Source organism: Ensifer sp. 22460 (genome assembly GCF_052044935.1).
Lineage (GTDB): Bacteria > Pseudomonadota > Alphaproteobacteria > Rhizobiales > Rhizobiaceae > Ensifer.
Genome location: NZ_JBQENZ010000001.1, coordinates 246,384 through 272,044 on the forward strand (window position 1 = coordinate 246,384; position 25,661 = coordinate 272,044).

Genomic DNA, 25,661 nt, shown 5'->3' on the forward strand with positions numbered 1-25,661 from the left:
GTCAGGCGACCTTTGAGAGCGGAGCCGCATCGCCCTGCAGGCGCTGCTCCATGAACTTGCAGTACCATTCGACGAACTGCATCACGCCACCCTCGTGCTCCGGCGAATACGGACCGGGCTCATAGGCCGGCGAGCGGATGCCGAAGGCATTTTCCTCGACGATCTGGCGATCCTGGTCGTTGGTCTCGGTCCAGACATGAGTCAGATCCTCGAGCGTGTAGTCGACACCTTCGACCGCGTCCTTGTGGACCAGCCACTTCGTTGTCACCTGCGTGAGTTCCGGCCCCAGCGGCAACACGCGGAAGGTGATGGCGTGATCCGAAAGCACGTGGTTCCAGGTCGTCGGGTAGTGGAACATCAGGAGCGTGCCGATCTGCTTCTGCCTGACATCGGCCGACAGCGCCCTTTTTACGGCGGGCGCACCCGACATGGTGTAGCTTTCGGCATTATCGACCAGCGGCATGCGCGCGGCGCGGAACTGGCCGGTCGGCGACATCCGGAACTCGCTCGGCAGGCCCTCGGCCTCGCACTTCGCCCAATGGGCGGCAATCACCGGATCGTCCTTGGCGCCCTGCACCCCGGTCGCGGTCGGCGCTTCCGGATAGGTCCGGCAGAGTTCGGGGTGATTGGCGGCGCAGTGGTAGCACTCGCGGTTGTTCTCCCAAACGAGCTTCCAGTTGCCCTTTTCGATGATGGTGCTTTCGAAGGCGACCTTGGTCTCTCCCAGCCGGTGCGGCGCGAGGTAGGGGAATGCCAGCTCGCGGAAGGCGGCGAAATCCGCCGGCGTCTCCGACAGGTTGATGAAGATGTAGCCGCCGACCGTTTCGCAATGGATCTGCTTCAGGCTGTGGGCAGCCTTGTCGAAGTCCTCGCCCATCTGGCGCGCAAAGAGCAGCGAGCCGTCGAGCTCATAGGTCCATTGATGATAGGGACAGACGAGCTTCGCCGAAGAGCCCTTGTGCTGCGTGCAGACGCGGGAGCCGCGGTGGCGGCAGGAGTTGTGGAGCGCGCGGATCGTGCCCTGGCGATCGCGGGTGATGACGACCGGATAGTCGCCGACCTGGACGGTGAAATAGTTGCCGGCCCGCGGGATTTCGCAATCGTGGCCGATGAACAGCCAATCCCGATACCAGATGTTTTCCAGGTCCTGCCGGTAATAGTCGGGGTCGATGTAGAAGGCCCGATCGAGGCTGTAGCCGTCACGCCGGCCCTTCAGCTTGCGAAGCATATCGGTCTTGGTATCCATGTCCTGTCCTCATGCGCCATGTTTCGGAGAGGCAGGACAGGAACCCGCACGGGCGCGCACCCATGCGTCTTAGGCTCCGATCCGGCTGCCCGCCGCAACCCGTTACGGTTATGTCTGTCAAGGCTGGTTTCCGGGCTCAGGAGCCGTCCTTCGAAGGACCAGCCCGGCGCCTTCCCGGACGGAAAACCGTCCAGTGGCCTTTTGCCGAGGCTTTCGCTCCACCACCGTTGCGGGGGCAGCGCCGGGATTTGACCGGCTTCCCAATTCTCCGCCTTCCCCTTTGGAAGACGACACCTTGAGTAAGGATATGTAAGCGCGGAAGGCGCCTCGGCAGGCGCCGGATAGCGACATTCAATTCCAGAATGACGACACGATCGAAACCGCCTTCTGGAAACGGAATCGAGAATTTTTCACTTTATAAACATATAGATAGATCAAAAATTGGGCAGATGCCGTCTTTTGTGACTGACATGACGCAGACACAGGAAGGCTTCGCCCGTTTGCGACATTCCCATGAATGTGCAGGGGCATCTTCCGCGAACGAAAGGAAATCCTTCATTAACCATAAGCCACTAGGCTTGCCGGCGGACGAAGATGTCCGGCAGGCAGATGGCACACTGACGATCATGGCAAAGTTCAGATATTACGACGCTGCGGCCGAGAAGCCGCCGGCGGTCATGCCGAAGACGGCCGTTCACACCGAGTTTCTGCGCACCGGCAGGATCAACCGCCGGCAATGGCTGCCGAGCGAGCGACGGTATCTGAGCTACGAAGAAGTCGCGGACAGGACCGGCAAGAAGCTCGCGACCGCCGGTGACACGACGCACAAGCGGATCAACGGCTTTCATGCCTCGATCCAGTTTCCCAAGCTGATTTTTCACCGCACGCTCGTCGGCAAGCCGCATCTCGGCTATTGCCATGTGACGGCGGCGCGGACGGCGGTCACGCCTTCCAAGGACATCACCTGGTCGTTCTACTTCGCCAATTTCTTCAGCGACCTTGGTGATGAGACGCATTTCTTCGACCGTATCCAGAGCGGCTATTCCCGCATGTATTTCGCGGTCGCGATCGAGCCGAACGCCGAAGACGGACAGATGGTCATCAACCGCAACGTCCGCGACAACGGGCTCCTCTTCCGCACGGACGACCCCAAGGTTGCTCTCAAGAACGTGCTGATGCTGGGTGCCCGGGACTCCGCGCTGCGCCGCATCATCCGCAGTCTCTGAGGCAGCAACCGAACGCCCCCAAAAAAATCGTTCTGTTTTCCCGGCACGTCCGTTAAGGAAGCGTCGGAAAGGAAACGGCATGGCAGAGATCATCGACACAGGCAGGGAACCGGACCGCGCGATCGAACGCGCCTGCGCCGTTCTTGCCAAAGGCGAACCGGTCGCCATTCCCACCGAAACCGTCTATGGCCTTGCCGCCGACGCCACCAATCCCGATGCGATCAGCCGCATCTACGAGATGAAGGGCCGGCCGCGCTTCAATCCGCTGATCTCGCATGTCTCCGACATGGCGATGGCCGAGGCCCATGTGCGCTTCGACCCGATTTCCCGACGCCTGGCGGAAACCTTCTGGCCCGGACCCCTGACGCTGATCTTGCCGCAGCGGCCCGATAGCAGCGTGCATGCGCTGGCCTCGGCCGGCCTCGACACGCTTGGCATCCGCATGCCCGACGGCTTTTCGCGCCGGGTGATCGCCCGCTTCGGGCGGCCGCTCGCAGCGCCCAGCGCCAACACCTCGGGCAAGATCAGCCCGACCAGTGCGGTCCATGTCGATGCGGATCTCGGCGAAAAGCTGAAACTGATCCTCGACGCAGGCCCGGCCGAAATCGGCTTGGAGTCCACGATCATCAAGGTCGATGGCGACGAGATCCGGCTGCTCCGCCCCGGCGGCCTCGATGCCGCAGAAATCGAGCGCCTGCTCGATCGTCCGGTGATCCGACCGGAAACGGCGGGAGCAACGATCGAGGCGCCGGGCATGCTGGCCTCCCACTACGCGCCCGGCGCGGCCGTCAGGCTCGATGTTGCCGATGTGCGTGCGGGCGAGGCCTTGATCCGCTTCGGCGGCGGCCGGATCGCCGGCGAGGAACAGGCGGCCATCGTTCTCGATCTCAGCCCGACCGGAAATCTTCACGAAGCGGCAGCCAATCTCTTCGACTACATGAAGCGGGCCGACGCCAGTGGCGCTGCGACGATCGCCTTCGGGCCGATCCCTTCGGAAGGATTGGGAGAAGCGATCATCGACCGGCTGCAGCGTGCGGCGGCGCCGCGAGGGTGAGATCGCGTGCGGCTTCTCCTCCGCACCCCGCCCTCACCGGACGGCCGCGATTGCGGTTATGATCGCAGCCGATAGGAACCGAGGATCGTGTCTTCAGATCGACCGATCCGATAGCGCGCTCAAGCGCAGTGCGAAGGCAGACTCATGACGACCCTTCCCTCTCCTGAACTCATCGCCTCCTTCGTCGAGATCGTCGGCAGCGCCAATGCGCTCACCGCCGAAGCGGACAAGGCGCGCTATCTCGTCGAATCCCGCGGGCTCTTTCGCGGCACGACGCCGATGGTGCTTCGCCCCGGTTCGGTCGACGAAGTCTCTCGCATCATGAAACTCGCCAGCGCGACCCGCACCGCGATCGTACCGCAGGGCGGCAACACCGGCCACGTGGCCGGACAGATCCCGCGGGAAGGCAAAGCGGACATCGTGCTTTCGCTCGAACGGCTGAACCGGATTCGCGACGTGGATCCGGTCGGCAACGTGATCGTCGCGGACGCCGGATGCATTCTCGCCGACATCCAGAAGGCAGCGGACGATCACAATCGCCTGTTCCCGCTGTCGCTCGGATCGGAAGGCTCCGCGCGTATCGGCGGCAATCTCTCCACCAATGCCGGCGGCACGGCGGTGCTCGCCTATGGCAACATGCGCCAGCTCTGCCTCGGCCTCGAGGTCGTGTTGCCAACCGGCGAAATTTGGGACGGGCTGCGCCGGCTGAAGAAGGACAATACCGGCTACGACCTGCGCGACCTCTTCATCGGCGCCGAGGGCACGCTCGGCGTCATCACCGGCGCGGTGCTCAAGCTATTCCCGAAACCGCTTGGACATCAGGTAGCCTTCGCCGGTGTCGGCAGTGTGGAGCATGCGCTCGCTCTCTTCGAAAAGGCCGCCAGCCTTTGCGGGCCGGCGCTGACCGGCTTCGAGCTGATGCCGCGCCTCGGCGTCGAATTCACGACGAAACATATTCCCGGCGTTCGCGACCCGATGGACACCGTCCATCCTTGGTACGCGCTGATCGACATCTCGACCTCGGATTCGGCCGAAAGCGCCGAGCGCATGGTCAACGACCTCCTGGAACAGGGCTTTGCCGCCGGTCTCGTCGAAAACGCCGTGATCGCCGCCAACGAGACGCAAGGCAAGGCGCTGTGGCATGTGCGCGAAAGCATGTCGCCGGCGCAGAAACCCGAGGGCGGCTCGATCAAGCACGACGTCTCAGTGCCCGTTTCCAGCATTCCTGCGTTTATGAAGGAGGCGGACGCCGCCGTCATGAAGGCGATCCCAGGCGCGCGCATCTGCTCTTTCGGCCACATGGGCGACGGCAACATCCACTACAACATTTCGCAGCCGGTCGGCGCCGACAAGCAGGCCTTCCTCGATCGCTGGCGCGAGATCAACGCGATCGTGCACGGTATCGTTCTGAGATATAACGGCTCGATCTCGGCCGAACACGGCATAGGCCAGCTGAAGCGCGACGAGCTCGCAGAAATCCGCGCACCGATCGAGATCGAGCTGATGCAACGGATCAAGCACGCCTTCGATCCGGCGGGCATCATGAACCCTGACAAGGTGCTGCGCGCCGACCGGTGAAGCGGGCAGTCTTCTGCGGCAGGCTTAAGCACCTGCCGCAAAGGGCTCGCTGCACTTTACGCAACCTGACTCAGCGACCGCCTGCGCGCAACTGCGAGAGAGACAGGAGCGTCTCGGCGCTGACGCCGCCTCCGCCGCTACCGCTGAGGATCGCCAGCCCCGGTGATACGTCCGTGTTGTTTTCGACGTCATAAAGTGCCGTGAACCGCTGCAGGAGCTTCTCGAGCTTCCCGGGATCCTGCAGATCCTTGATGTTGACGACGCGCTCGATATAGGCGGCCTGCGCCTCGATCTTGGCGTTCTGCAGCCCCTCCGGCATGCTGTAGGCCGTCTTGATAACCTGGAACAGGGCGGTCTCGGCCAGGATGTCGTAAGCCGTGTTGATCTCCGGGGCCTTGCGCTTGAAATAGAGCGCCAGGCGAACGCCGCCGTTGTCGGCGCCTTCGGACTCCTCGAGCGACTGATTGAGATAGAGGTCGACCGTGGTGATCAATCCGCGCCGGGTCTGGATCTGGCCGGCCTCGCCCCGGACGATCTTGCCGTCTGTGTCGAAGTTGAAGGAGGCGACGATCCCGCGGTACTTCAGCCCGTTCGGATCGGTATTGATGAAGCTCTTGGGATCGTCCAGGTTGGACGTGAACATGTCCTTGAGGTATTCGGTCTTGACCGTTCCCGGATCGATGCCGGACCCGACGAGCACGAAATCGACCAGCCGCCGGTTCGCCAGGAAGGCGTCGAGCGTCTCGATCTTCTCGATCTCGGCCGTGTAGTACTTGGCTTCCTCCTGCGCCTTGACCTTGGCGACCTTCTTCTCTTCATCCGTGCCGAACCGGGACTTGGCGATCACATAGGCCTTGGCCGTATTCATGATGTCGGCTTCGCTCTGCGCCAACTTTGGTGCGCCGAGCGTGCCGTCCGGATTGAAGTTGAATGCCTTTACCAGCTTGACGTAGCGCTCATCGCGCAGCGTGTTGGCATAGCTTCTGGGATCGTTGAGGTCGCTGGTCAGAATCCGCTTCAGCGTTCGGCTGCTCAGATCCTCATTATCGAGGCCGAAGGCGCGCAGCATGAATTTCTTCATGTCATTGTTGGCGAGCAACTCGTCGACCGATTTCATCGTGCCGATCAGGAGTTTGAAGCGTTTGACCAGCGCTTCGTCCTCGGCATCACTCTTGTCGTTGTAGCGCACCATGTAGCCGTCGGACGTCGTCTTCATCTGGTCCGCATCCTGCGCGGTCTTGCCGGCTGGCAGCGTACCGTCAGTCTGGAAGTTGAAGGCGGCAAGCATCTTCTTGTAGGCGGCGTTGTATTCGCCGCCATATTTGTTGACGTAGCTCTCCGGGTCGTTGATGTCGCTGGTGAGGATGTTTTCGACCGTAGAGGGCATCGTCGTCGCGGACGGCAAGCCGAAGGCGGTGATGATGTAGTTGAGCAGGCGGTTATCGGCGATCAGGTCCGAGACCTTGGTAATGCTGCCGATCTTCTGTTCGTAGTATTCCTTGTTGAGCAGCGCCCCGGCGCCGGTCAATCGTGCAGCGCCCGACGGTGTGACGCCGGGCCGCAGGAAGACATAGGCCTCGTTGAGCAGCGCCTTCTTTTCGTCGCTGATCGCCTTCTCACCGGCAGGCACGCTGCCGTCGGCATTGAAATTGAATGTCGAGGCGAGCTGGATATAGATATCGAGACTGCTGATCTGCCTGGCAAGCGTGTTCACCTCCAGGGAGAGCTGCGTCTTCAGCGCCGGCGCCTGGTCGCGCGGCGGCAGCCGTGCATCGAGGTCGGTGACGATTGCGTTCTGCTCATCGATCTTCGTCTGGATGGCAGGCTTGTCGGCATCGGGCGCCGCGGCCAGTTGGGCTGTCAGGCTGACGATCTGGGCGAGAGCGGTGTCGCGCGCGCCGAGATCCGTCAGCTGCTTGCTCGCTTCGGTCAACCGCGTCTTGGCTGCCGTCTGGTTGGCGGTCAAGGTCGCGGGATCGCTGGTCAACGCATTGCGAACTTCCGTGTACGAAAAGGTCTTCGGGTTCAGTCCGAACACGGTGAAGGCAAAGGAGCGCAGCTTTTCGTTGCCCAGGAACTGGTCGACATCGGTGACCAGATCCATGGCCGCGCCAAAATAGGCCATCTCTTGCCGCATGACTGTATCGAGATCGTTGATGCGGTCGTTGTAGAGGCCGATCAGCGCATCCTGCTGTGCGCTGGTTTGAGCCACCGCGGTTGCCGAACTGAAGTTGAAGGCCTGCGCAAAATTGCGGTAGCGTTCATCCGTGAGACGGTTGGCAAAACTGTTATCGTCCTTCAGGTCACTTTCCAGAACCTTGCGCATGAAGGCCTTGGCATAGGTCATGTCCTCCAGGCCATGCGCCTTCATCGCGTAGGAGTAGAGCCGGTAGTCGTCGAGGAACGCGTCGACGGTTTTCACGCGGTCGATGTTTTCCCGGTAATGTTGGGCCTCGCGCGCGATCTGCGGCTGCTGGGCAACACGATTGAGGCTGCTGCGCAAATCACGCGTGATGCGACTATAGTCGAGATAGGTCGATACCATGCCTGGCCCCGTCGGTTACCCATGGGGCGGCCGAACCAACCCCGAAACAGAATTCTGACGCGTCATGATTGCAGCACTGGCTTGTGTGTGGCTTTTGGCCGGCCGCCGACAGGCCGCTTGTTGCGTCCGATCGGAACAAGACCGTCCGACCCGTTGACGAAACAGAAACCCTGAGCGGTCGGCTTTTGCTAACCATCGAAAAACGCAAAGTTTTCTTAACCGCGATTCTTAAGCCGTTCGGAAAGGGGGGCGCCTATTCTCAGCCCATAGAGGACGAAAAAGTCCCGACGAGAAGACCGGAAACGGCTCTCAAGGAAAAACAAGGGCGATTGAAATGCGCAACACACTCTCTCAACCCGCATGGGTCGAAAACACGCTCCGTCTTGATCCGAAGCGCTTTCCACAGCAGGCAAGCTACGCCTTGCGCGGTCACACGGGTAATGTCACGATCAGCCTGGACGAGCGTGGCGCAGTTCTGCGCAAGGTGCTACCATCGAGCGGCCTGCCGCTTTCGATCGCACTGCCGGCGCGGGCATTCAAAGGGGTCGCGGCTCGCGCGATCGATCACGGCGACGGAGACGTTACAGTGACGCTGGAACTTCATCACGACGACCCGGACCTCTGCGTTCCGCTGCTCGTCGCACACGACCTGTCCGACATCGCGGCCGACTGGCGCGCCTGGGCGGAGGCCTATCGCATTCCCATGCTGATGGTCGAAGCGGATGGCGTCGCAAGGCCCCTCGAAGAGCATCTCGGCGACGTGCGCACCGCGCCGGTCAAGCCGCGGCGCCGCCACTCCTTCTTCGCCGAGCGCCGGCCGCGTTTCCTCGTGCGCCGTTCCACCGGCACGCTTGGCGTTCACATGAAGATCGACGGGCGCGAGATCATCGCCCGCAGCTAATCCGCAGCAGCACCTCCAGCGCGACAGCCGGCCGTTCCCTGCGGCCGGCTGTTGTCGTTTGATCTCCGCGCTGGCGATTTTGGGGCTGCCGATTTTGGGATGCCGTTGCGGACGGCAAGCCATTTCACAGGTTTTCTGGGATTGCTCGAGATGTTCCCACGGAAACAGCTCCGCCGCCTTCTTCGTGCCATATCGGGTTCATAGCCAAGATCACGAAAGAAGGAGAAACCTGATGCGCAAGCATATCGTCGCCGCCGTTGCTGTCATCCTGTCCAGCTTCCGTGCGCGTCACGAGGCGAAGGAGCGCAAGGCCGCCCGCGAGATCAGCTGGGCCTGAAGCTTCTGCGGCCCGCCACTACAGCGCCGCGCGTCTTTTCAGACGCGCAAAGGTCGCTGTAGCACTTTCAGGGCTGCATGTTTTTACCCTTAAACCGGCTAGGATTTAAGGAAACATGCAGAAGCGGGACGGACCGAATGCATGAAGAGGATCCTCCGCCGCGACGGAGGATTTTTCATATCAGGCGAACAAGAAACGCCAGCACCAGGCCGACAAAGATGATCAGGCCCACGACCCCATTGAACTTGAACAGCGCCAGGCACTGTGCCGGATCGTGGATGTTCAACACCAGGATCTGATAGGTCAGCATCGCCGCGGCAATCAGAAGTCCGATATAGGCAATGGTGCCGGCACCGGCAGCCACGAAGGACAGCAGCAACAGCAGCGTCGCGATGCCATAAAGGCCGATCAGCCACGGTCGCGGATTTTCGCCGAACCGCCTTGCCGTCGAACGCACGCCGATCAGCTCGTCGTCCTCTCTGTCCTGGTAGGCGTAGATCGTGTCATAGCCGATCGTCCAGGCAATGGCCGCACCGTAGAGCAGCACGGCTGCCAGCGACAGCGTGCCGAACGCGGCTGCCCAACCCATCAGCGCGCCCCAGGAGAAGGCGAGGCCCAGGAAGAATTGCGGCCAATCGGTAAACCGCTTAGCAAAGGGGTAGATCGCGACGATCGCCAGCGACAGGATGCCGAGCACGATCGAGAACGTGTTGAACTGCAGCAACACGACAAGGCCGACGAGCGCCTGCAGCACCATGAACACTTTCGCCTGAAGACGCGAAACGCGCCCCGACGGAAGCGGCCGCGAGCGGGTGCGCGCAACCTCCATATCGATGTCGTGGTCGACGATGTCGTTGTAGGTGCACCCGGCGCCGCGCATGGCAATCGCGCCGGCGGTGAACAGGAAGCAATGATACAGGAAGCGGCCGAACGAGAATTCTTCGGTGCCCGCCGCTGCGCCCGTCGCCAGCGCCACGGACCAGAGGCAGGGCAACAGCAGCAATTGCCAGCCGATCGGACGGTCCCAACGGGCAAGCTGCGCATAGGGCCAGAGCGCGCGCGGCAGGACGCGATAAACCCAATTGTTGGACGGCGCGTCGTGGACGCGGCCGGAATCGGCGGAAAACGTGTTCATTCCCCTGTTTGACGCCGCAGGTCCGGCCGGTCAAGCGGCGAGATCGCCGCGGCGCCCAACCAGCGAACGTCAGGGAAGAGTGAAGTCGAAGCGGTAGGTCGCCGACAGACCGACCAGGACCTGGTTGCGGCTGCCACGCTCTTGAACGAGGCTGGAATCGGCGGCAGGGCCAAGCAGGCGCCGATACTCGGCATAGGCACTCGTCTCAAGCTTCTCCGTTGCCTGCCAGGTGATCGCGGCGCCGACGCCGGCGGATCCGACGCCGCCATGCGGATAATACGTGGCGAGGCCGGATGCGGCAGACTCGCGGTCGTTCACGCCATAATAGGCGCCGTAGTAGTCGCTGGTCGCAGCGGTCAGGCGTGGACCGCCGGAGATGCGGACATTGCTGCTGACATCGGTGAAGGCGTCGGCCGCAACGTCGGCGACGATACCGTGGTGGCTGCGAATGCCCTGGCGAACTTCGGCGCGCACCCGCAGCCAGTCCGTCGGATAAACCTCCGCAAAGCCGCCGACTTCACCGCCGAACTTGATCGGATCGAGGCCCCTCAGGTCGCTGGACGTGCCGGCGTCGCGCTCGAAGATCAGCTTGCCGACGAGACCGGCACGGAAACTTCCTTGGTCGACCAGCGCATAGGACATGTTGTCGTTGCGCGAGGAGAAGCGGACCGAGCTGCCGGCCTTGCCGAGCGAGATCAGGGGCGCGGCCTGGAACATGCGCTTCGAGGCGCCTTCATACTTCGGGCCGAGGAAGCCGGTGGCACCGACCTTCAGATACCAGTCACCGGACCAGAAATACTGGCCGTCACCGGCAGAGGCGGCGTTGGCCGACAGCAAAAGGGTTCCAGAAAGGAGGACGAGAGAACGGATACGCAAGAAACAACTCCGGAAGAATCATTCGCCGGGGCGAAGTTTGACCGTGCCGCTGCGCCGAGGGAGGGAGGGAGGGAGGTGGGCAGGAACGACACGAGGGCGACTTATTGCGGCTTGTTCCTACGATTCCGTTAACCAGGTCAATTCAACCTTCCTTTGCCATACCCGGTTGGCGAACCCCGGTCACTGGCCAAGATAGGTCTTGAGATAGACGCTCGGCGGGCTGCCGAGCATGCGGCGAAACATGGTGGTGAAGGCCGCGACATTCTCATAGCCGGCATCAAGGGCCACATTGGTGATTGGCTCGCCATCGGCAAGGAGCGGCAAGGAAGCGAAGATACAGGCCTGTTGGCGCCAGGTGACAAAGCTAACGCCCGTCTCCTTGCGGAAGAACCGCGTGAATGATCGCCGGCTGAGGCGCATGCGATCCGCCCACTGGTCGATGCTCGCTGCCGCCGATGGCGCCTGCAGGAACTGTCGGCACAGCGCCGCGAGCTTCTCGTCGCGCGGAAACGGCAGGCCGAGCGGGCGTTCCTGCAGTCGGCCGATTTCTTCCAGAAGCAGATCCGTGACCAGTTGTTCGCGCCGCTCCGACATCGTCTCGTTCTCGATGCTGACGAGCGTATCGACAAGGCTGCCGGCGAGCGGATTGATTTCCATGACCATCGGCCGTTCGGCGCGCAGCAGTTCCGGCGCGAAGTAGATCGAGTGCATGCGCACGTCACTGATCATCTCGGCCGAGTGCTCCATACCGGCCGGGATCAGCAGGGCATGGCCGGGCGGAACCATCCACCGCCCGCGCTCGGTGCGCATCAGCACGACGCCGCCGCGCGCCCACCAGAGCTGCGTGCGCGTATGGCTGTGGAAGGGAACCAGAAGACCGGCGCTATAGTCTCGTCCGAGCGCCAGCACCGGGGCGTTTCCCGTCTCGACCCAATCGAGGTTCCGGAAGTGATCGTCATCGGGAAGCTGCGGCAAGGGATATCGGCGGATCGGCATTTGGCCCACTCACAAAAGAAATCGACCAGATCACAAAAGCAGGCCAATCGCAACCTCAGTACAGATAGCCCTTGCCGCATACAACCTTCGAGACGGCAAGGAATCACCCATGTCTACCGTGACCTCAACTTCCGGGATCTCGCCGGAAAAGACGGCCTTCTCCGTCATCCTGGCTGTCAGCTTCTGCCATATGCTGAACGACATCATGCAGTCGCTGCTGACCGCGCTCTATCCGCTGCTCAAGGCGAACTATTCGCTCGATTTCGTGCAGATCGGCCTCTTGACCTTTACCTTCCAGCTGACGGCGTCGATGCTGCAGCCGGCCGTCGGCATCATCACCGACCGCTGGGCGCTGCCCTATTCGCTGCCGCTCGCCATGCTTTCGACCTGCAGCGGCCTGATCCTGCTCGCGAATGCGCATGATTTCTGGGTCCTGCTGGTGGCCGCGAGCCTGATCGGCATCGGCTCGGCGATCTTCCATCCGGAATCGTCGCGCATCGCCCGCCTCGCCTCCGGCGGTCGCCACGGATTGGCGCAATCGCTCTTCCAGGTGGGTGGCAATGCCGGCAGCGCCATGGGTCCGCTGCTTGCCGCCTTCATCGTCATTCCCTTCGGCCAGGGAAGCCTCAGCTGGTTCTCGATCGTCGCGATCATCGGCTTCTTCGTGCTCTCCTGGGTCAGCACCTGGTATGTGCGCCATCGCCGCACCACGATGAGCCGGCCGGCACCGAGCCGTGCCCTTCCGCTGCCGAAGGGGCGGGTCATGTGGGCGGTCGCCGTGCTCGTGCTCCTGACCGCCACCAAGAACGTCTACATGGCGAGCATCTCCAGCTACTTCACCTTCTTCGTCATCGAGAAGTTCGGCATCGACGTGCAGCAGGCGCAGCTCATGCTGTTCCTGTTCCTCGGCGCGGCCGCGGCCGGAACCTTCCTCGGCGGGCCGATCGGTGACCGTTACGGCGCCCGCTTCGTCATTTGGTTCTCGATCCTCGGCGTCATCCCCTTCGCCTTGCTGTTGCCCTATGCGAACCTCTTCTGGACCGGGGTCCTGTCGATCATCATCGGCCTGATCTTCTCCTCGGCCTTCTCGGCAATCGTCGTCTTCGCCCAGGAGCTGGTGCCGGGTCGCGTGGGGCTGATCGCCGGCGTCTTCTTCGGTTTCGCCTTCGGCTTCGGCGGCATGGGCGCGGCCGTGCTCGGCATCTTTGCCGACCGGCAGGGCATCGAGTTCGTCTACACCATCTGCTCCTATTTGCCGCTGCTTGGCATCCTCACGATCCTGCTGCCGAAGATCCCCACGCGATAGGCTCTTCGCGCCGAAATCGCTTCCGTTTTCACCGGGCGCCGCCATGCGACGCCCGGTTTTCGTCTTGCGCCACAAGCAGCACTCGACACCCCATCCCCGTCGCAGCCCCACGTAATCATTCATCAATTTTTGCGCGCTACGGTCGTCTGACGGGCTTGGGCAGGGGTATAGAATGCAGGGGCGAACGGCGATTCCGGCCTTTCTGGCGACGTTGCTATTTGCAACGGCGGCATCGGCCGAGACCCTGAACCTGCTGATCTGGGAATCCTATATCGACCAGAAGATCCTTGATCGCTGGACGTCGATAACAGGCGTCGCGGTGCACCAGGTCTATTACGATAGCGGCGACACCCGCGACGAGGTGCTGGCCGATCCGAACAGCCGCGTCGATCTGGTGGTAACCGGCGAAAACAGCGCCGCCCTTTTCGGCCGCAAGGGCGTGCTCGAAAAGCTCGACGAGACCAACGTCGCCTCGCTCCGGGACTATGACGAAAGCTGGCGCAAGCGCTGCTCGGGCCGAGGCCTGCCCTATCTTTGGGGCACGATGGGCATCCTCTACCGATCGGACGTCGTTCCGGAGGCGCCGGCCTCCTGGCAGGATCTCATGCGCCCAACCCCGGCACTCTCCAAGCATGTCGCCATGTACGACGACCACAACGAGGCCTTCGTCGCGCCGCTGATGCTGCTCGGCCAATCGATCAACACCAACGACAGCGCCACCTTGAAGGCCGCCTTCGGCCTGATGAAGGAACAGGCGCCCTCGGTGCTCACCTACGAATATATCATCAGCTCGATCCAGAACCCGACGGTCAGCAAGGACATCTACATGGCGCTGGGCTACAGCGGCGACCAGCACGTGCTGAACGACAAGGCAGGTACGCCCGGCGTCTGGCGCTACGCCGTTCCCAAGGAAGGCACGCTTTCCTGGCTCGATTGCATGTCGGTCGTCGCCAAATCCCCGAACAAGGACCGCGCGCTCGCTCTCCTCGACTATCTCGGCTCGCCCGGCAGTGCTGCCGCGAACGCGCTGGCGCTCAACATGCCGACGGCAAGCCGGGCAGCCTATGCGCTCCTGCCGGAAGAAGTCCGCGCCGACCCCGCCATCTACCCCTCACCCGACATCCTGGCCAAGAGCCAGTATCAACAGGAACTGTCCACAGAGTCGGTGCAATTGCGCCGGCGCATCATCAGCACATTGGCGAACTTCCAGTGAATCTCGGCAAACGCGCGCTCATCCTGATCTTCCCCGTCGTTCTCGCTGGCTACCTACTGGCGGCAGTCTCGGTCCACGTCACGCAGAGCCGCTCCATCCGCGCGCTCGAACACGCCAAACTGTCGCAGCGCCTGGAACATGCGGCCGCCGTGTTCCAGAACGAGATCGGCCGCAGCAAGGGCTTCCTCAATGCGCTCTTGAACGGCAACTCGCTGCGCCAGTATGTGTCCGAAACGGATGAGAACTACCGCGCCAATGCGCTTGGTGTCAGGCTGCAGGAAAGCATCAAATCACTCCTGGACGACCCGACGGGCTACGTGTCGCTGGCGCTGCTGACTTCCGATCTGAAGACGGACTACTATTTCGAAAACAGCTGGGACCCCTTCGCCCAGATCGACGAGGCCCAGCTCAACCTCGCCCGCCGCTTGATCCGCGAAGACACGCTCGCCGACTGGACCTATCTTTACGAAGCGGGACAAAGACCACGCATCGTTTATTCCTTCTTCCTCGATCCGGTCGCCTTCACCCGGCCGCTGCCGAGCAAGAAATCGAGCGCTCTGCTCGTCCAGGTCGCGATCCAGCCGGACCGCTTCCTCGACATGCAGCAGGCGCTGAAGAAGGAATACGGCTCCGACATCGTGCTCCAGCCCTGGCCGCTGGCGATTACCGAAGACCTTTCGGCAAGCGTTCATCTCGGGCCCTCGCTCTATGCGACGCTCACGGTTTCGAGCAAACATTTCGATGCGCTGTTGGCCAGGCAGAAGATCCTGCTGGCGCTCGGCGCCGTGGCGATGAGCCTGTTCTCGATCTGGCTGATCATCATGCTGATCCGCCGCTTCATTACCGACCCGATCGCAAGCCTCGACGCCAACGTGATGGCGGTGATGGTGGGCGCGCGCGACGAGATCCGCGACATGGAGGAGAAAGGCGAGATCGGGCGGCTGACGGAAAATATCCGCGAATTGCATCGGCAGTCGGTGCAATCGCTGAAACTCGTGCAACGCAGTTCCTGGACCGACACCCTGACCGGCATCAGCAACCGCGGCCATTTCAACGCACTTGCCGCCGGCGCCGTGCGCGAGGCAATCGCCGCCGGCGAGAAGTGCAGCCTGCTGTTTATCGACATCGACAACTTCAAGTTCGTCAATGACAAGCACGGCCACGAGATCGGCGACGAGCTCCTGAAGACGCTGGCCGTCCGCATCGGCGAGCGTGTCGATGCCATTACCGAGCGGCGCGGCCAGAAGCCGGCCATTCTTGCCCGCCTCTCCGGCGACGAATTCGCCGTTTTCGTGCGATCGCGACCCGGCGACGGAACGGTCCGGGAAATCTCGGCCGCCATTCTGGGATTGTTCGAGGACGGCTTCGAAGTCTCCGACAAGCGCTACCCGGTGACCGCAAGCATCGGCGCGGCGATCTGCCCGGACGATGCGACCAACCTTGCCGAGCTGATTTCGAATGCCGATGCCGCGATGTATCAGGCGAAGACCAGCGGCAAGAACCGTTCGGCCCGTTTCTCGCGCGCGCTTCACGATAAGCGCACGCGGCTGCGCCAGATCCAGGACGAGCTGCGCGCGCTCGATCCGGACGAACAGTTCCATCTCGTCTACATGCCGATGGTCGACACCGAAGGCCGCGTCACAGGCTGCGAAGCGCTGCTGCGCTGGTACTCGCCGGTCCTCGGCAATGTTACCCCGGATGAATTCGTGCCGATCGCCGAAAGCTCCGGTCTCTTCACCAAGATCGACTGGTGGGTGATCAACAAGGCGATGTCCGATTGCCGGCAGCTCAAGGCGCTGTTCGGCCCGGAAACGGTGCTGGCAATCAACATCTCCTCGGCCGAACTGCACTCCAAGGCGATTGCCGACCATTTCTCTGACTGCCTGGAGCGACATGGGCTGGAGGCGCGTTCGATCGAGATCGAGCTCACCGAAACCTTCGCCGTCAAGTTCAGCGACCAGCTTCGCCGCAACATCGACGCCCTGCGCCAGAATGGCTTCCGCCTTTCGATCGACGATTTCGGCGCCGGCTACACGTCCGTGCAGCAGATCATCGAATACACGGCCGATACTATCAAGCTCGACCGGGCGCTGGTCTCGAACCTCACCGCGTCGCAGTCGCTGCCGGTGCTCAAGGCGCTCATCGCGCTCTGCCACGCCAAGGACGTCGCCGTCGTCGGCGAAGGCATCGACACGCCAGAGAAGCTCTCGATGCTGACTGCAGCCGGTTGCAATCTGTTCCAGGGCTATCTCATCAGCAAGCCGCTGCCGATTGAAGATCTCGGCATCTGGGCGCTGACGCGCACCGCCCGCTACGCGCACGACGAAGGGCTGGATGACGTACAAACTCGGCAGGCCATCGCCTGAAGGGTGGCGATTGCGGGAATCGCTGCCTGGACTCCCATTTTCCCTTGACCTTGCCGCCCTGCCGTCCTAACCGCAGCGCAGCAATTTCGGGATATCGGGGGCTGCAATGAAGGTTCTTCTCATCGGATCGGGTGGGCGCGAGCACGCCCTTGCATGGAAGATTGCGCAGTCTCCCAAACTGACGAAGCTCTATGCGGCACCGGGCAATCCCGGCATCGCCGAAGAAGCCGTCATCGTCGCGCTCGACACGGACGATCATGCGGCCGTCGCCGATTTTTGCCGCAAGGAAGCGATCGATTTCGTCGTGGTCGGTCCTGAGGGCCCGTTGGTCGCCGGTCTCGCCGACGTCCTGCGCGCAGCCGGCATCGCCGTCTTCGGCCCGTCTGCCGCCGCCGCCCAGCTCGAAGGCTCCAAGGGCTTCACCAAGGATCTTTGCGCCCGCTATGACATTCCGACCGGCGCCTATGGCCGCTTCACCGATGCCGAAAGCGCCAAGGCCTATGTGCGCGCCCAGGGCGCGCCCATCGTGATCAAGGCCGATGGCCTGGCAGCCGGCAAGGGTGTCACCGTCGCCATGGCGCTCGATGAGGCGCTCGCTGCCGTCGACGATTGTTTTGCCGGCGCCTTTGGTGCTGCCGGCGCCGAAGTGGTGGTCGAGGCCTATCTCGATGGTGAGGAAGCAAGCTTCTTCTGCCTGTGCGACGGCAAGACCGCGCTGGCGCTTGCCTCCGCGCAGGATCACAAGCGCGTCGGCGACGGCGATACCGGGCCGAATACCGGCGGCATGGGCGCCTACTCGCCCGCTCCGGTCATGACGGCCGAGATGATCGAGCGCACGATGAAGGAGATCATCGAGCCGACGATGCGCGGCATGGCGGAAAGCGGCCATCCCTTTTCCGGCGTCTTCTTTGCCGGCCTGATGATCACCGCCAAGGGCCCGGAGCTAATCGAATACAATGTCCGCTTCGGCGACCCGGAATGCCAGGTGCTGATGATGCGGATGAAGAGCGATCTGCTGCCGCTGCTCTATGCCGCGGCGACCGGCACGCTCGCCGGCATGGTGGCCGATTGGCGCGAGGAGACGGCCCTGACCGTGGTCATGGCTTCCAAGGGTTATCCGAGCAGCTACGCCAAGAACACGCCGATCGCCGCCCTTCCCGCGGCCTCGGCCACCACCAAGGTGTTCCACGCTGGCACAGCGATGAAGGACGGGGCCTTGGTCGCGACCGGTGGCCGCGTGCTCAACATCACCGCAACGGGCGCAAGTGCAGGCACGGCCAAGGACAGAGCCTATGCGGCGGTCTCGGCCGTTTCCTGGGAAAATGGCTTCTACAGGCACGATATCGGCTGGCGCGCCGTTGCACGCGAGAAAGCGTGATCCGGAGCGGAACTCATTTCCGGATCATTCTATTTTTACCAATTCTCCTGACGAGAAAGTAAGGGAGTGCGCATATTCTCGCCGCTAACAATTGCGGGAGAAAGCGTATGCGCCTGTTGCTGATCACCACCGTCCTCGGGCTTGCCGCCGGCAACGCAGAGGCGTCGTCGATCGAGGCGCTCGCGTCGGGCACGACCGACAACGCCAGTGTTGCCACCGTCTCCTGCGCCGAATGTCCGCCGCTGCAGTCGAAGAAGAAGGTGACCTATGTCGTGCCCACGATCGCTGCAGGCGACGAAACGGTCGAGCTCAAGAAAATCAACGGCGAGATGAAGATGGTGCGCACCGAAGCCTGGCTCGGTGGCTCCCCGGTTGTCTTCGTCAGCAAGCCTTCGCCGGAGATCATCAAGGCGGCTTCCGCCGACAGCGATGCCTCCCCGACAGTCGTCGTCTCGACGAATGCGGACGACCAGAACCCGGTGTCGGATGACGCGAAGATGATCGCGATCGACCAGACCGCAAAGACCGCCGCGGTCACGCCGATCGGCGCCTCCATGGGCGGCTCAGTTGCACCGCCGACCGAAGACGGCTCACAGCAATTTGATCCGTCCACCCTCGAACTTCGGCTAGACTGATCTCCTATCGGGAAAGTTCCCTGCCCCGCTCAGCTGTCCCCTGCATGCAAGGCTGACGGGCGTTTCGCTGCACAGCGAGAGATTGCGCCCCTGAGAGAAGCAGGGGCGCAATCTTTTATTGTGGGCCTTCCAATCCTTCGATCCGCGCGACCAGCGCCTCGATCTGCCTGTCCGAATAGACTTCGATGCCATTGCCGGCGAGCAATGCTGCCGCCACACCCTCGCCCGGATGGCGAGCGCCGGAAAAGCTGCCGTCATAGACGAAGCCGGATCCGCAGGACGGGCTGCCATCGATCAGCAGCGCAAAACGACAGCCGGTTTCCTTCGCCAGCGAAAGCGCGTTTTCGGCGGCCCGCACGAAGTCTTCGGTCACATCGCGGCCGTTGATCTCCACCACTCTCGCCTCGCCTTCGAGCACATCCTTGCCGACGGCGCCTGAAGCAATTTCCGCTGGCGGGCGCGGCACCGGCATGCCGGCAGACATTTCCGGACAGATGGTCACGAGACGGCCTTCGGCCCGCCAGCGATCGACCGCCGGATGAATGAGCGGTTTCGACTGACCGTCATAGCGGACGGCATGGCCCATGAGACAGGCGCTGACGAGGATCTTTGCGGGCATACGACTTCCTACTCCGAGGCCGGTGATGGTCATCAAGCGCGATCCCGACCCTACAGCGCCGCGCTGCATGTCTTCGTCCTCAAATCGAGGTCGATTTAAGGAGACATGCAGTGGGCAGCCACGCGCGTCAGATCCAGCGATCGTTTTCCGCCGTGCGTTCGCCGCCCTCATGGCCGGTGTTGAGGGTGCCGCGCGGCTCGATCAGCAGCATCTTCACCTCGCGCTCCGCATATGGCTTGTGCTCGACGCCCTTCGGCACGACGTACATTTCGCCCGGACCGAGCGTCACCGACCCGTCGTGGAAATCGATGCGCAGTGTACCTTCAAGCACGATGAAGGCCTCGTCGGTGTCCTTGTGATCATGCCAGATGAAGTCGCCCTCGATACGCACGATCTTGAACTGATAATCATTGAGTTCGGCAATGACGCGCGGCTGCCACTGATCGCTGAAGAGCGAGAGTTTTTCGGTGAAATTGATCGGCTTGTAGGTCTTCGTCGCGGTATCCATCGGCTGCCTCCATCTGTGTGATGGAGACAGGATATAGGTCGCCTCACGGCGACCTGCTTGAACGTTTGTGCGGGAGCAACAGCGGATGCTTCCGGCGAGCCGGCAGCCGACCGCTTCGCCTTAGCCTGCGATCTTGGAGAAGTCCGCGACAGTGCCGGTTGCTGAACGGATCAGGCCAAGCAGCGCCAGGCGGTTCGCACGGATCGCGGCATCGTCATCATTGACCAGCACGTCGTTGAAGAACTGATCGACCGGTTCGCGCAGCCTTGCCAGCGCTTCCATCGCCGAACGGAAGTCTTCCTTGGCGATCGCGTTGCGCGCTTCGCCCGAGCCGGTTTCGACGGCCTGGTGCAGCGCCTTTTCGGCATCGAGACGGAAGAGGCCGGCATCGACGGCGTCGGCGACGGTCGTTCCCTTCTTCTCTTCGGCCGCGAGAATCTGGGTCGCACGCTTGGTGCCGGCCAAGAGGTTGCGGCCTTCCTCGTCGGTGATAAAGGCCGTTAGCGCCTCGACGCGGCGGGCAATCATCAGGAGGTCGTCCGAATCCGACGTCAGCACCGCGTCAATCAGGTCGTGACGGGCGCCGAGATCGCGCAGATAGACCTTGAGCCGGTCATGGAAGAAGGAGAGCAGATCGGCGGAAACGTCGCCTGCAAGCGCCGGCTTCTGTGCTCGGAGAGCAACGAGCGCGGCTTCGAAGGCCGGGAGCAACGCCAGGCGCGCCTTGCCTTCCAGGATCAGGCGGATAACGCCGAGTGCCGCGCGGCGAAGCGCATAGGGATCCTTCGAGCCGGTCGGCTTTTCGTCGATCGCCCAGAAGCCGACGAGCGTGTCGAGCTTGTCGGCAAGCGCGACGGTCACCGCCACCGGATCGGTCGGCACGCGATCGGACGGGCCCTGAGGCTTGTAGTGATCCTCGAGCGCATCGGCGACCGACTGCTCTTCGCCTTGAAGCAGCGCGTATTTGTGACCCATGATGCCCTGAAGCTCGGGGAATTCACCGACCGCTTCGGTGCGCAGGTCCGCCTTGGCGAGCACCACGGCGCGGTCGACGAGCTTCTGATCCGCGCCGATCACCTTGGCGAGTTCAGCAGCAAGCGCCCGGATGCGGGCGACGCGTTCGCCCTGCGTGCCGAGCATGGCGTGGAAGGTGACGTTCAGCGCGTCGAGCTTGGCCATGCGCTGGTCGAGCGGCTTCTTGAGATCGAGAGCGAACTTTTCCGCGGACGCTTCCAGCGTTTCGAGATCCGGCAGGTTGCCCTGGTCGCGGTGCCAGAAATGGGCGGCGTCCGAAAGGCGGGCGCGCACGACCTTGCCGTTGCCGTGCACGATCTCTTTACCGCCGTCCTTCGCCTCGATGTTCGAAACGAGGATGAACTTGTTGGAGAGCGTTTCGGCGCTAGGTGCGCGGGTGACGAAGCACTTCTGGTTGGTCTTGATGGTCAGACGGATGATTTCCGAGGGAATTTCGAGATAGGCATCCTCGAAGCTGCCCATCAGCACCTGCGGCCATTCGACGAGGCCGGAGACCTCTTCCAGGAGACCCTCGTCCTCGACGAGTTCCAGCCCGTTGGCGAAAGCGACGTTACGCGCATCGGCAAGGATCATTTCCTTGCGGCGCTCGCCATCGAGAACGACCTTCGCCTTTTCGAGCTTCTCAGCGTAGTCGGCAAAGCGCCGAACCGTAATCGCCTCAGGCGCGTGGAAACGGTGCCCATAGGTAACGTTCGAGGCGACGATGCCGTCGACTTCAAACGGGATCACATGGGTTTCCTCGGTTTCCGAGCCGAAGGTGCAGACGATCGACTGCAGCGGGCGGACCCAGCGAAGCGCACCGGGCTTTGCCGACGCCGCGCCGGAGCGCATCGGCTTCGGCCAGGGGAAATTGCGGATGATGCCGGGCATCGCCTCGGCGATGATCTCTTCGGCCGGACGGCCCGGCTTGACGATGTGAGCGACATAGAAATCGCCCTTCTTCGGATCGCTGTGGACATGCGCCTCGCTGATCGAGGAGAGACCGGCGCCACGCAGGAAGCCTTCGATCGCCTTCTCGTTGGCGTCGGTGCGAGGGCCCTTGCGCTCTTCGCGAATATCGGCGGAGCGGGCGTTGAGGCCACGGATATCGAGCGTCAGCCGGCGCGGCGTCCAGTATTCGCGCGCACCCTCATAGGTCAGGCCCGCCTCGACCAGGGCATCGGTCAGCAGCTTCTTGAGGTCGCCGGCCGCCTTGCGCTGCAGGCGGGCAGGAATTTCCTCGGAGCGGAGTTCGATAAGAAGATCGGGCATGGGAGCGACTTTTTCTGTTCCTGACGGTTGCGGCGGACTTAGCAATCTCTGGCAAGAATGTCACCAAGCCCGTCGATGAATTTGGCGGGATGCCTGCGTTTGGGGCCGGTTTCACCAGCCGCCACCGCCGCCACCGCCGCCACCGCCACCGGAGAAGCCGCCGCCGGTCGAAAAGCCTGACGATGACGATTTGGGCGGGGGTGGCAGGGACGAGGTTATCGTGTCGGCCATCGAACCGGCAAATCCGCCGATACGGTCGCCGAAGGTGCTCGAGCCGAAGCCGTCGCCGTGATACCAGCTCGGTTGATAGGCGACCGCCGCCGCCGCTCCCGCCGCGGCGGCGAGCAGCCATCGATCGAAGGTCTCTGTCCACGGTTTCTCGACGCCGAGCGCTACCGCATAGGGCAGAAGCGTCTCGAAATGCCGGGGCGACATTTCAGGCGCGCCCTGCATGTTCATCCGGTCCTTTTCGGCGAGCGTCATGTACTGCCTAAGCCCGTCGATACCATCCATCATCCGCGTGCCGAGCGGCGTCGGCGCACCCATCAGGAAGAAGAACAACACGTTGACGAGGACGATGGCGCCGATCACGAACAACAGCGGCAACTCATCGGTTTCGGCTGCCGAGTAGAAGACGGCTGCGAGGATCGCCGAGAAGATCGTGAAGGCCACGAAGCCGATGAAGGCGACCACCACGATCGACATGATCCGGCTCATCAGGCTCTTCTCACGGCGCAGCGACTTGCCGAATGAGACGGCGAGGATCGACACGAAGAAGGCGATGAAGACGGGAACGATTACCAGCGGCAGGCTGTCTTCGCTGAGATCGCCGAAGAGGAAGACCGCCGCGACCGCCAGGACCGACAGGACGACCCCGGCGACGATGTAGCCGCTGTTTGCCAGGTAGTACTTGCCGCGATGCTCGCGCTCCATGGCATTGCGAAAATCCGCACCGGTCGCCTGCACTCGTGTGCCATGAGCGCGATCGATCGTGAGCGTGCCGCCGGCCGCATTGACCGCCTTCATGACGGCCGCTTCGCCGGTCGGCAGTTTTTCGTTGCTTCCCTTGCCGGTGGCGGCGATGACGATGGCGTTCTTGAGATCTTCGAGAACCACGTGGCCCTTGACCGCGAGGTTGAGTGCTGCCGCCGACAGTGCGGTCCAGCCTTCGCCGGAAAAACCCTTGTTGTCGATGTAGTTGACCAGCGCCGGCGAGATGCCTTCCGGCGGATCCCAGCGCGGCACCATGACGCCGCGGTCCGGGTCACGCCCGACCCGCAGCCAGGCCTGGCTGTAATAGATGAGGACGAGGACGAGCCCGGCACCGGCGATGACAAGCGCGAGGTGGTCACGCAGCCACCAGGCGTTCTCCTGGCTGGAGGACGGCCTGATGATGCTGCCCTTCGGCATCTTGATGGCGATCGTCAGCCCTTCGCGCGGATCGAGACGGCGGGTGGTGGCGAAAAAGATCTCGCTGCCGTCCCGCGAGCCTCGGGCGTCCTTGCCGGTCGCGCCGTAGCCGCCGGTGAAGAAATCGAGTGCTTCCACCCTAACGCCTTCCGGCAGGGTCACCGTGGCGCTCGCCTCGTCGATCGGGAAGTCCCACTCCGTGCCGGTCACGTTCCAGTAGAGTTCGTCGTGATCGTCGAAGAAACGGATCTGCCGGCCGGTCTCGTAGGTGAACTGGAAGGTATGCTCACCCGGGTCCAGAAACACCTCGGCAGAACCGGTGTAGATGCGGACGCCGCCGCTGATCGACTCCGTGCGGTAGGGCTCCTCCTCGCCATCGCGCTCGACCGATAGCAGCTCGAAGTCGACCTTGCTGCGCTTGCCCTTCGCATCGGTGAAGGTCAAAGGCAGGTCGCGATAGATGCCGCGGCGGATCTTGTTGCCCTCGACCGTCGCCGTGATCGTCTCCGTCACGGTCATCGTGCCGTCCTTGGCGAGGTCGATGACGGAGCGATAGGCGGAGAAGACCTCCTCCGCCCGCCCGATGCCCGCCGTCGCCAGCAAAAGAACCAGAATGGCGAATGCGGCAGCGAGACGGGCCATGCGGATCAAGCTTTCTTCCGGTTGAGGGTCAAGTTCCGGTTGGGGGTCAAGGCGCGGCGATTTGATAAGTTAGAGCGGGATGCGGGCGGAAAACCGCATACACTTTTCCTCATCCGCTCTCGATCACGGCCGGTCGCCGGTGAATTCGACGCCGAGGGATGCGAGCGCGTCCCAATAGGCCGGATAGGTCTTGGCGACGCAGCCAGGGTCCTCGATGGTGATGCCGCGGATCTTCAGGCCGGCAAGCGCGAAGCTCATGGCGATGCGATGATCGGCAAAGGTGTCGATCGATGCCGGCAGGGTCTGGCCGGCAAGACCCGGGTCGGACGAGACGATGAGGTCGTCGCCTTCCTCATGCGCAAGACCCGGCCGGATCGCTGTCAGGCCCAGCGACAGCGCGCGCACGCGGTCGCATTCCTTGACGCGCAGATTGGCGAGACCGACGAAGCGTACCGGCGTGTTGTTGAAGGCGGCGAGCACCGCAATCGTCGGGATCGCGTCTTGCATCTGCGAACCGTCGATGACAGCAGGCAGGTTCGGGAAGCTTGAGATCACTGCATGAGCGCGCGCATCTGGCTGGGAGAAGGCTGTTGCCGGGACGCCGAGATCGATGGCGCCGCCGGTCAGCACTTCCGCCGCCCAGAGATAGGTTGCAGCCGACGCGTCAGGCTCGATGACATAGTCCGCCGCACGATAGCCGGTCGGGGCGACCTGCCAGACGGACGGGCTCACCTGCTCGACTTCGGCCCCGAAGGCGCGCATGGCGGCAACCGTCAGGTCGATGTAACCACGCGCGCCGATCTCGTCGCCGGCAAGCTCGATGCTGACAGGCCCCTTGGCGCCCGGAGCCGCCATCAGCAAGGCAGAGACATACTGGCTGGAAAGGCCGGCATCGATGACGACGCGGCCGGCCGGAAAGCCGCCGGTGCCCTTGACGGTGACCGGCGGGCAGCCGGTCTCGGAGGTAACCTCGACGCCGAGGGCGCCGAGTGCTTCGACCAGCGGCTTGATCGGGCGCTTGCGCATATGCTGGTCGCCGTCGACGACGACTGTGCCATCGACGAGAGCGGCCGCCGCCGTCAGGAAGCGCGTCGCCGTTCCGGCATTGCCGAGGAACAGCGGTGCAGCCGGCGGGAGCAGCTTGCCCGTGCTGGTCACGACGAATGTGGTTTCATCCGGCTCGCTGACCTCGACACCCATCGCCCTGAGTGCATCCGCCATGTAGCGGGTGTCGTCGCTCTTCAAGGCACCCGTCAATCGGCTCGTGCCTTTCGCAAGGCCGGCCAGCAAAAGCGCGCGGTTGGTGATCGACTTCGAGCCCGGCGGGCGCACATGGCCGCGAAGCGGATGGTCGGTCGGCAGGATGGTCAGCTTCTTCATGGTATCGGTGGTCATCGAATAGGT

The 25,661-nt window shown here is 62.9% G+C and carries 19 protein-coding genes and 1 riboswitch; of the genes, 9 read left to right on the top strand and 10 right to left on the bottom strand.

Annotated elements, in window-relative coordinates; translation table 11 throughout:
• Position 1: 1 nt before the first annotated feature.
• A complete protein-coding gene (locus ACTJKM_RS01230; protein ID WP_057250748.1) occupies positions 2–1,246 on the bottom strand; it encodes an aromatic ring-hydroxylating oxygenase subunit alpha in 1,245 nt (414 codons plus the stop codon).
• Between the two features lie 104 nt (positions 1,247–1,350).
• Positions 1,351–1,559: riboswitch (cobalamin riboswitch) on the bottom strand.
• Positions 1,560–1,872: 313 nt separating this feature from the next.
• Between ACTJKM_RS01230 and ACTJKM_RS01235 the strand changes: the two genes are divergently transcribed.
• The 3 genes from ACTJKM_RS01235 to ACTJKM_RS01245 all read left to right on the top strand — a co-directional run bounded on the left by ACTJKM_RS01235 (position 1,873) and on the right by ACTJKM_RS01245 (position 5,104).
• Positions 1,873–2,472, top strand: a complete 600-nt coding sequence (locus ACTJKM_RS01235; protein WP_057251094.1) for a DUF6656 family protein — start codon at positions 1,873–1,875, stop codon at positions 2,470–2,472.
• Between the two features lie 79 nt (positions 2,473–2,551).
• The gene (locus ACTJKM_RS01240; protein ID WP_440659845.1) at positions 2,552–3,526 is read left to right on the top strand and encodes an L-threonylcarbamoyladenylate synthase; all 975 of its coding nucleotides are present in this window, start codon (positions 2,552–2,554) and stop codon (positions 3,524–3,526) included.
• Positions 3,527–3,670: 144 nt separating this feature from the next.
• Positions 3,671–5,104 carry an FAD-binding oxidoreductase gene (locus ACTJKM_RS01245; protein ID WP_440659846.1) on the top strand — a complete coding sequence of 478 codons (1,434 nt, stop codon included), beginning with the start codon at positions 3,671–3,673 and terminating at the stop codon, positions 5,102–5,104.
• 70 nt (positions 5,105–5,174) lie between these two features.
• On the opposite strand, the gene ACTJKM_RS01250 is transcribed toward ACTJKM_RS01245, so the two are convergent.
• Positions 5,175–7,649, bottom strand: a complete 2,475-nt coding sequence (locus tag ACTJKM_RS01250; protein ID WP_058325467.1) for a DUF1217 domain-containing protein — start codon at positions 7,647–7,649, stop codon at positions 5,175–5,177.
• A gap of 334 nt (positions 7,650–7,983) precedes the next feature.
• On the opposite strand from ACTJKM_RS01250, the gene ACTJKM_RS01255 reads away from it, so the two are divergent.
• Positions 7,984–8,550 carry a DUF6101 family protein gene (locus tag ACTJKM_RS01255; protein WP_057250756.1) on the top strand — a complete coding sequence of 189 codons (567 nt, stop codon included), beginning with the start codon at positions 7,984–7,986 and terminating at the stop codon, positions 8,548–8,550.
• Between the two features lie 512 nt (positions 8,551–9,062).
• Here the strand turns inward: ACTJKM_RS01255 and ubiA are convergent.
• From ubiA to ACTJKM_RS01270, 3 genes are all read right to left on the bottom strand, one after another.
• A complete protein-coding gene (ubiA, locus tag ACTJKM_RS01260; protein ID WP_057250759.1) occupies positions 9,063–10,022 on the bottom strand; it encodes a 4-hydroxybenzoate octaprenyltransferase in 960 nt (319 codons plus the stop codon).
• 69 nt (positions 10,023–10,091) lie between these two features.
• The gene (locus ACTJKM_RS01265; RefSeq protein ID WP_440659847.1) at positions 10,092–10,898 is read right to left on the bottom strand and encodes a MipA/OmpV family protein; all 807 of its coding nucleotides are present in this window, start codon (positions 10,896–10,898) and stop codon (positions 10,092–10,094) included.
• Between the two features lie 180 nt (positions 10,899–11,078).
• Positions 11,079–11,894 (bottom strand): AraC family transcriptional regulator, encoded by an 816-nt coding sequence (locus ACTJKM_RS01270; protein ID WP_440659849.1) that lies wholly within the window; start codon positions 11,892–11,894, stop codon positions 11,079–11,081.
• A gap of 109 nt (positions 11,895–12,003) precedes the next feature.
• On the opposite strand from ACTJKM_RS01270, the gene ACTJKM_RS01275 reads away from it, so the two are divergent.
• The 5 genes from ACTJKM_RS01275 (at position 12,004) to ACTJKM_RS01295 (ending at position 18,792) form a co-directional block, all read left to right on the top strand.
• A complete protein-coding gene (locus tag ACTJKM_RS01275; protein ID WP_112996382.1) occupies positions 12,004–13,200 on the top strand; it encodes an MFS transporter in 1,197 nt (398 codons plus the stop codon).
• A gap of 172 nt (positions 13,201–13,372) precedes the next feature.
• On the top strand, positions 13,373–14,413 hold the full coding sequence (locus tag ACTJKM_RS01280) for a polyamine ABC transporter substrate-binding protein (RefSeq protein ID WP_112996383.1): 1,041 nt from the start codon (positions 13,373–13,375) through the stop codon (positions 14,411–14,413).
• Positions 14,410–16,779: a putative bifunctional diguanylate cyclase/phosphodiesterase gene (locus ACTJKM_RS01285; protein WP_440659850.1), complete on the top strand. Its 2,370-nt coding sequence runs from the start codon at positions 14,410–14,412 to the stop codon at positions 16,777–16,779. The genes ACTJKM_RS01280 and ACTJKM_RS01285 overlap by 4 nt, the downstream gene beginning before the upstream one ends.
• Positions 16,780–16,885: 106 nt before the next feature.
• Entirely contained in the window at positions 16,886–18,157 is a 1,272-nt protein-coding gene (gene purD, locus ACTJKM_RS01290) for a phosphoribosylamine--glycine ligase (RefSeq protein WP_440659852.1), read from the top strand.
• A gap of 107 nt (positions 18,158–18,264) precedes the next feature.
• Entirely contained in the window at positions 18,265–18,792 is a 528-nt protein-coding gene (locus tag ACTJKM_RS01295) for a plant virulence effector HPE1-like domain-containing protein (RefSeq protein ID WP_440659854.1), read from the top strand.
• A 115-nt stretch (positions 18,793–18,907) separates the two neighbouring features.
• Here the strand turns inward: ACTJKM_RS01295 and ACTJKM_RS01300 are convergent, their stop codons facing one another.
• The 5 genes from ACTJKM_RS01300 to ACTJKM_RS01320 form a co-directional block, all read right to left on the bottom strand.
• Entirely contained in the window at positions 18,908–19,411 is a 504-nt protein-coding gene (locus ACTJKM_RS01300) for a DUF523 domain-containing protein (RefSeq protein WP_440659855.1), read from the bottom strand.
• A gap of 127 nt (positions 19,412–19,538) precedes the next feature.
• Positions 19,539–19,919, bottom strand: coding sequence for a cupin domain-containing protein (locus ACTJKM_RS01305; RefSeq protein WP_440659857.1), 381 nt, complete (start codon positions 19,917–19,919; stop codon positions 19,539–19,541).
• Positions 19,920–20,039: 120 nt separating this feature from the next.
• A complete protein-coding gene (glyS, locus tag ACTJKM_RS01310) occupies positions 20,040–22,205 on the bottom strand; it encodes a glycine--tRNA ligase subunit beta (protein ID WP_440659859.1) in 2,166 nt (721 codons plus the stop codon).
• Between the two features lie 111 nt (positions 22,206–22,316).
• Positions 22,317–24,257, bottom strand: coding sequence for a DUF2207 domain-containing protein (locus ACTJKM_RS01315; protein WP_057251095.1), 1,941 nt, complete (start codon positions 24,255–24,257; stop codon positions 22,317–22,319).
• Positions 24,258–24,380: 123 nt separating this feature from the next.
• Positions 24,381–25,652 carry a 3-phosphoshikimate 1-carboxyvinyltransferase gene (locus tag ACTJKM_RS01320; RefSeq protein ID WP_057250780.1) on the bottom strand — a complete coding sequence of 424 codons (1,272 nt, stop codon included), beginning with the start codon at positions 25,650–25,652 and terminating at the stop codon, positions 24,381–24,383.
• Positions 25,653–25,661: the final 9 nt, after the last annotated feature.

Excerpts from the sequence above, each read along its gene's own strand:
- ACTJKM_RS01230 (WP_057250748.1), bottom strand. The coding sequence starts at position 1,246 with ATGGATACCAAGACCGATATGCTTCGCAAGCTGAAGGGCCGGCGTGAC.
- ACTJKM_RS01235 (WP_057251094.1), top strand. The coding sequence starts at position 1,873 with ATGGCAAAGTTCAGATATTACGACGCTGCGGCCGAGAAGCCGCCGGCG.
- ACTJKM_RS01240 (WP_440659845.1), top strand. The coding sequence starts at position 2,552 with ATGGCAGAGATCATCGACACAGGCAGGGAACCGGACCGCGCGATCGAA.
- ACTJKM_RS01245 (WP_440659846.1), top strand. The coding sequence starts at position 3,671 with ATGACGACCCTTCCCTCTCCTGAACTCATCGCCTCCTTCGTCGAGATC.
- ACTJKM_RS01250 (WP_058325467.1), bottom strand. The coding sequence starts at position 7,649 with ATGGTATCGACCTATCTCGACTATAGTCGCATCACGCGTGATTTGCGC.
- ACTJKM_RS01255 (WP_057250756.1), top strand. The coding sequence starts at position 7,984 with ATGCGCAACACACTCTCTCAACCCGCATGGGTCGAAAACACGCTCCGT.
- ubiA (WP_057250759.1), bottom strand. The coding sequence starts at position 10,022 with ATGAACACGTTTTCCGCCGATTCCGGCCGCGTCCACGACGCGCCGTCC.
- ACTJKM_RS01270 (WP_440659849.1), bottom strand. The coding sequence starts at position 11,894 with ATGCCGATCCGCCGATATCCCTTGCCGCAGCTTCCCGATGACGATCAC.
- ACTJKM_RS01275 (WP_112996382.1), top strand. The coding sequence starts at position 12,004 with ATGTCTACCGTGACCTCAACTTCCGGGATCTCGCCGGAAAAGACGGCC.
- ACTJKM_RS01280 (WP_112996383.1), top strand. The coding sequence starts at position 13,373 with ATGCAGGGGCGAACGGCGATTCCGGCCTTTCTGGCGACGTTGCTATTT.
- purD (WP_440659852.1), top strand. The coding sequence starts at position 16,886 with ATGAAGGTTCTTCTCATCGGATCGGGTGGGCGCGAGCACGCCCTTGCA.
- ACTJKM_RS01295 (WP_440659854.1), top strand. The coding sequence starts at position 18,265 with ATGCGCCTGTTGCTGATCACCACCGTCCTCGGGCTTGCCGCCGGCAAC.
- ACTJKM_RS01300 (WP_440659855.1), bottom strand. The coding sequence starts at position 19,411 with ATGCCCGCAAAGATCCTCGTCAGCGCCTGTCTCATGGGCCATGCCGTC.
- ACTJKM_RS01305 (WP_440659857.1), bottom strand. The coding sequence starts at position 19,919 with ATGGATACCGCGACGAAGACCTACAAGCCGATCAATTTCACCGAAAAA.
- glyS (WP_440659859.1), bottom strand. The coding sequence starts at position 22,205 with ATGCCCGATCTTCTTATCGAACTCCGCTCCGAGGAAATTCCTGCCCGC.
- ACTJKM_RS01315 (WP_057251095.1), bottom strand. The coding sequence starts at position 24,257 with ATGGCCCGTCTCGCTGCCGCATTCGCCATTCTGGTTCTTTTGCTGGCG.
- ACTJKM_RS01320 (WP_057250780.1), bottom strand. The coding sequence starts at position 25,652 with ATGACCACCGATACCATGAAGAAGCTGACCATCCTGCCGACCGACCAT.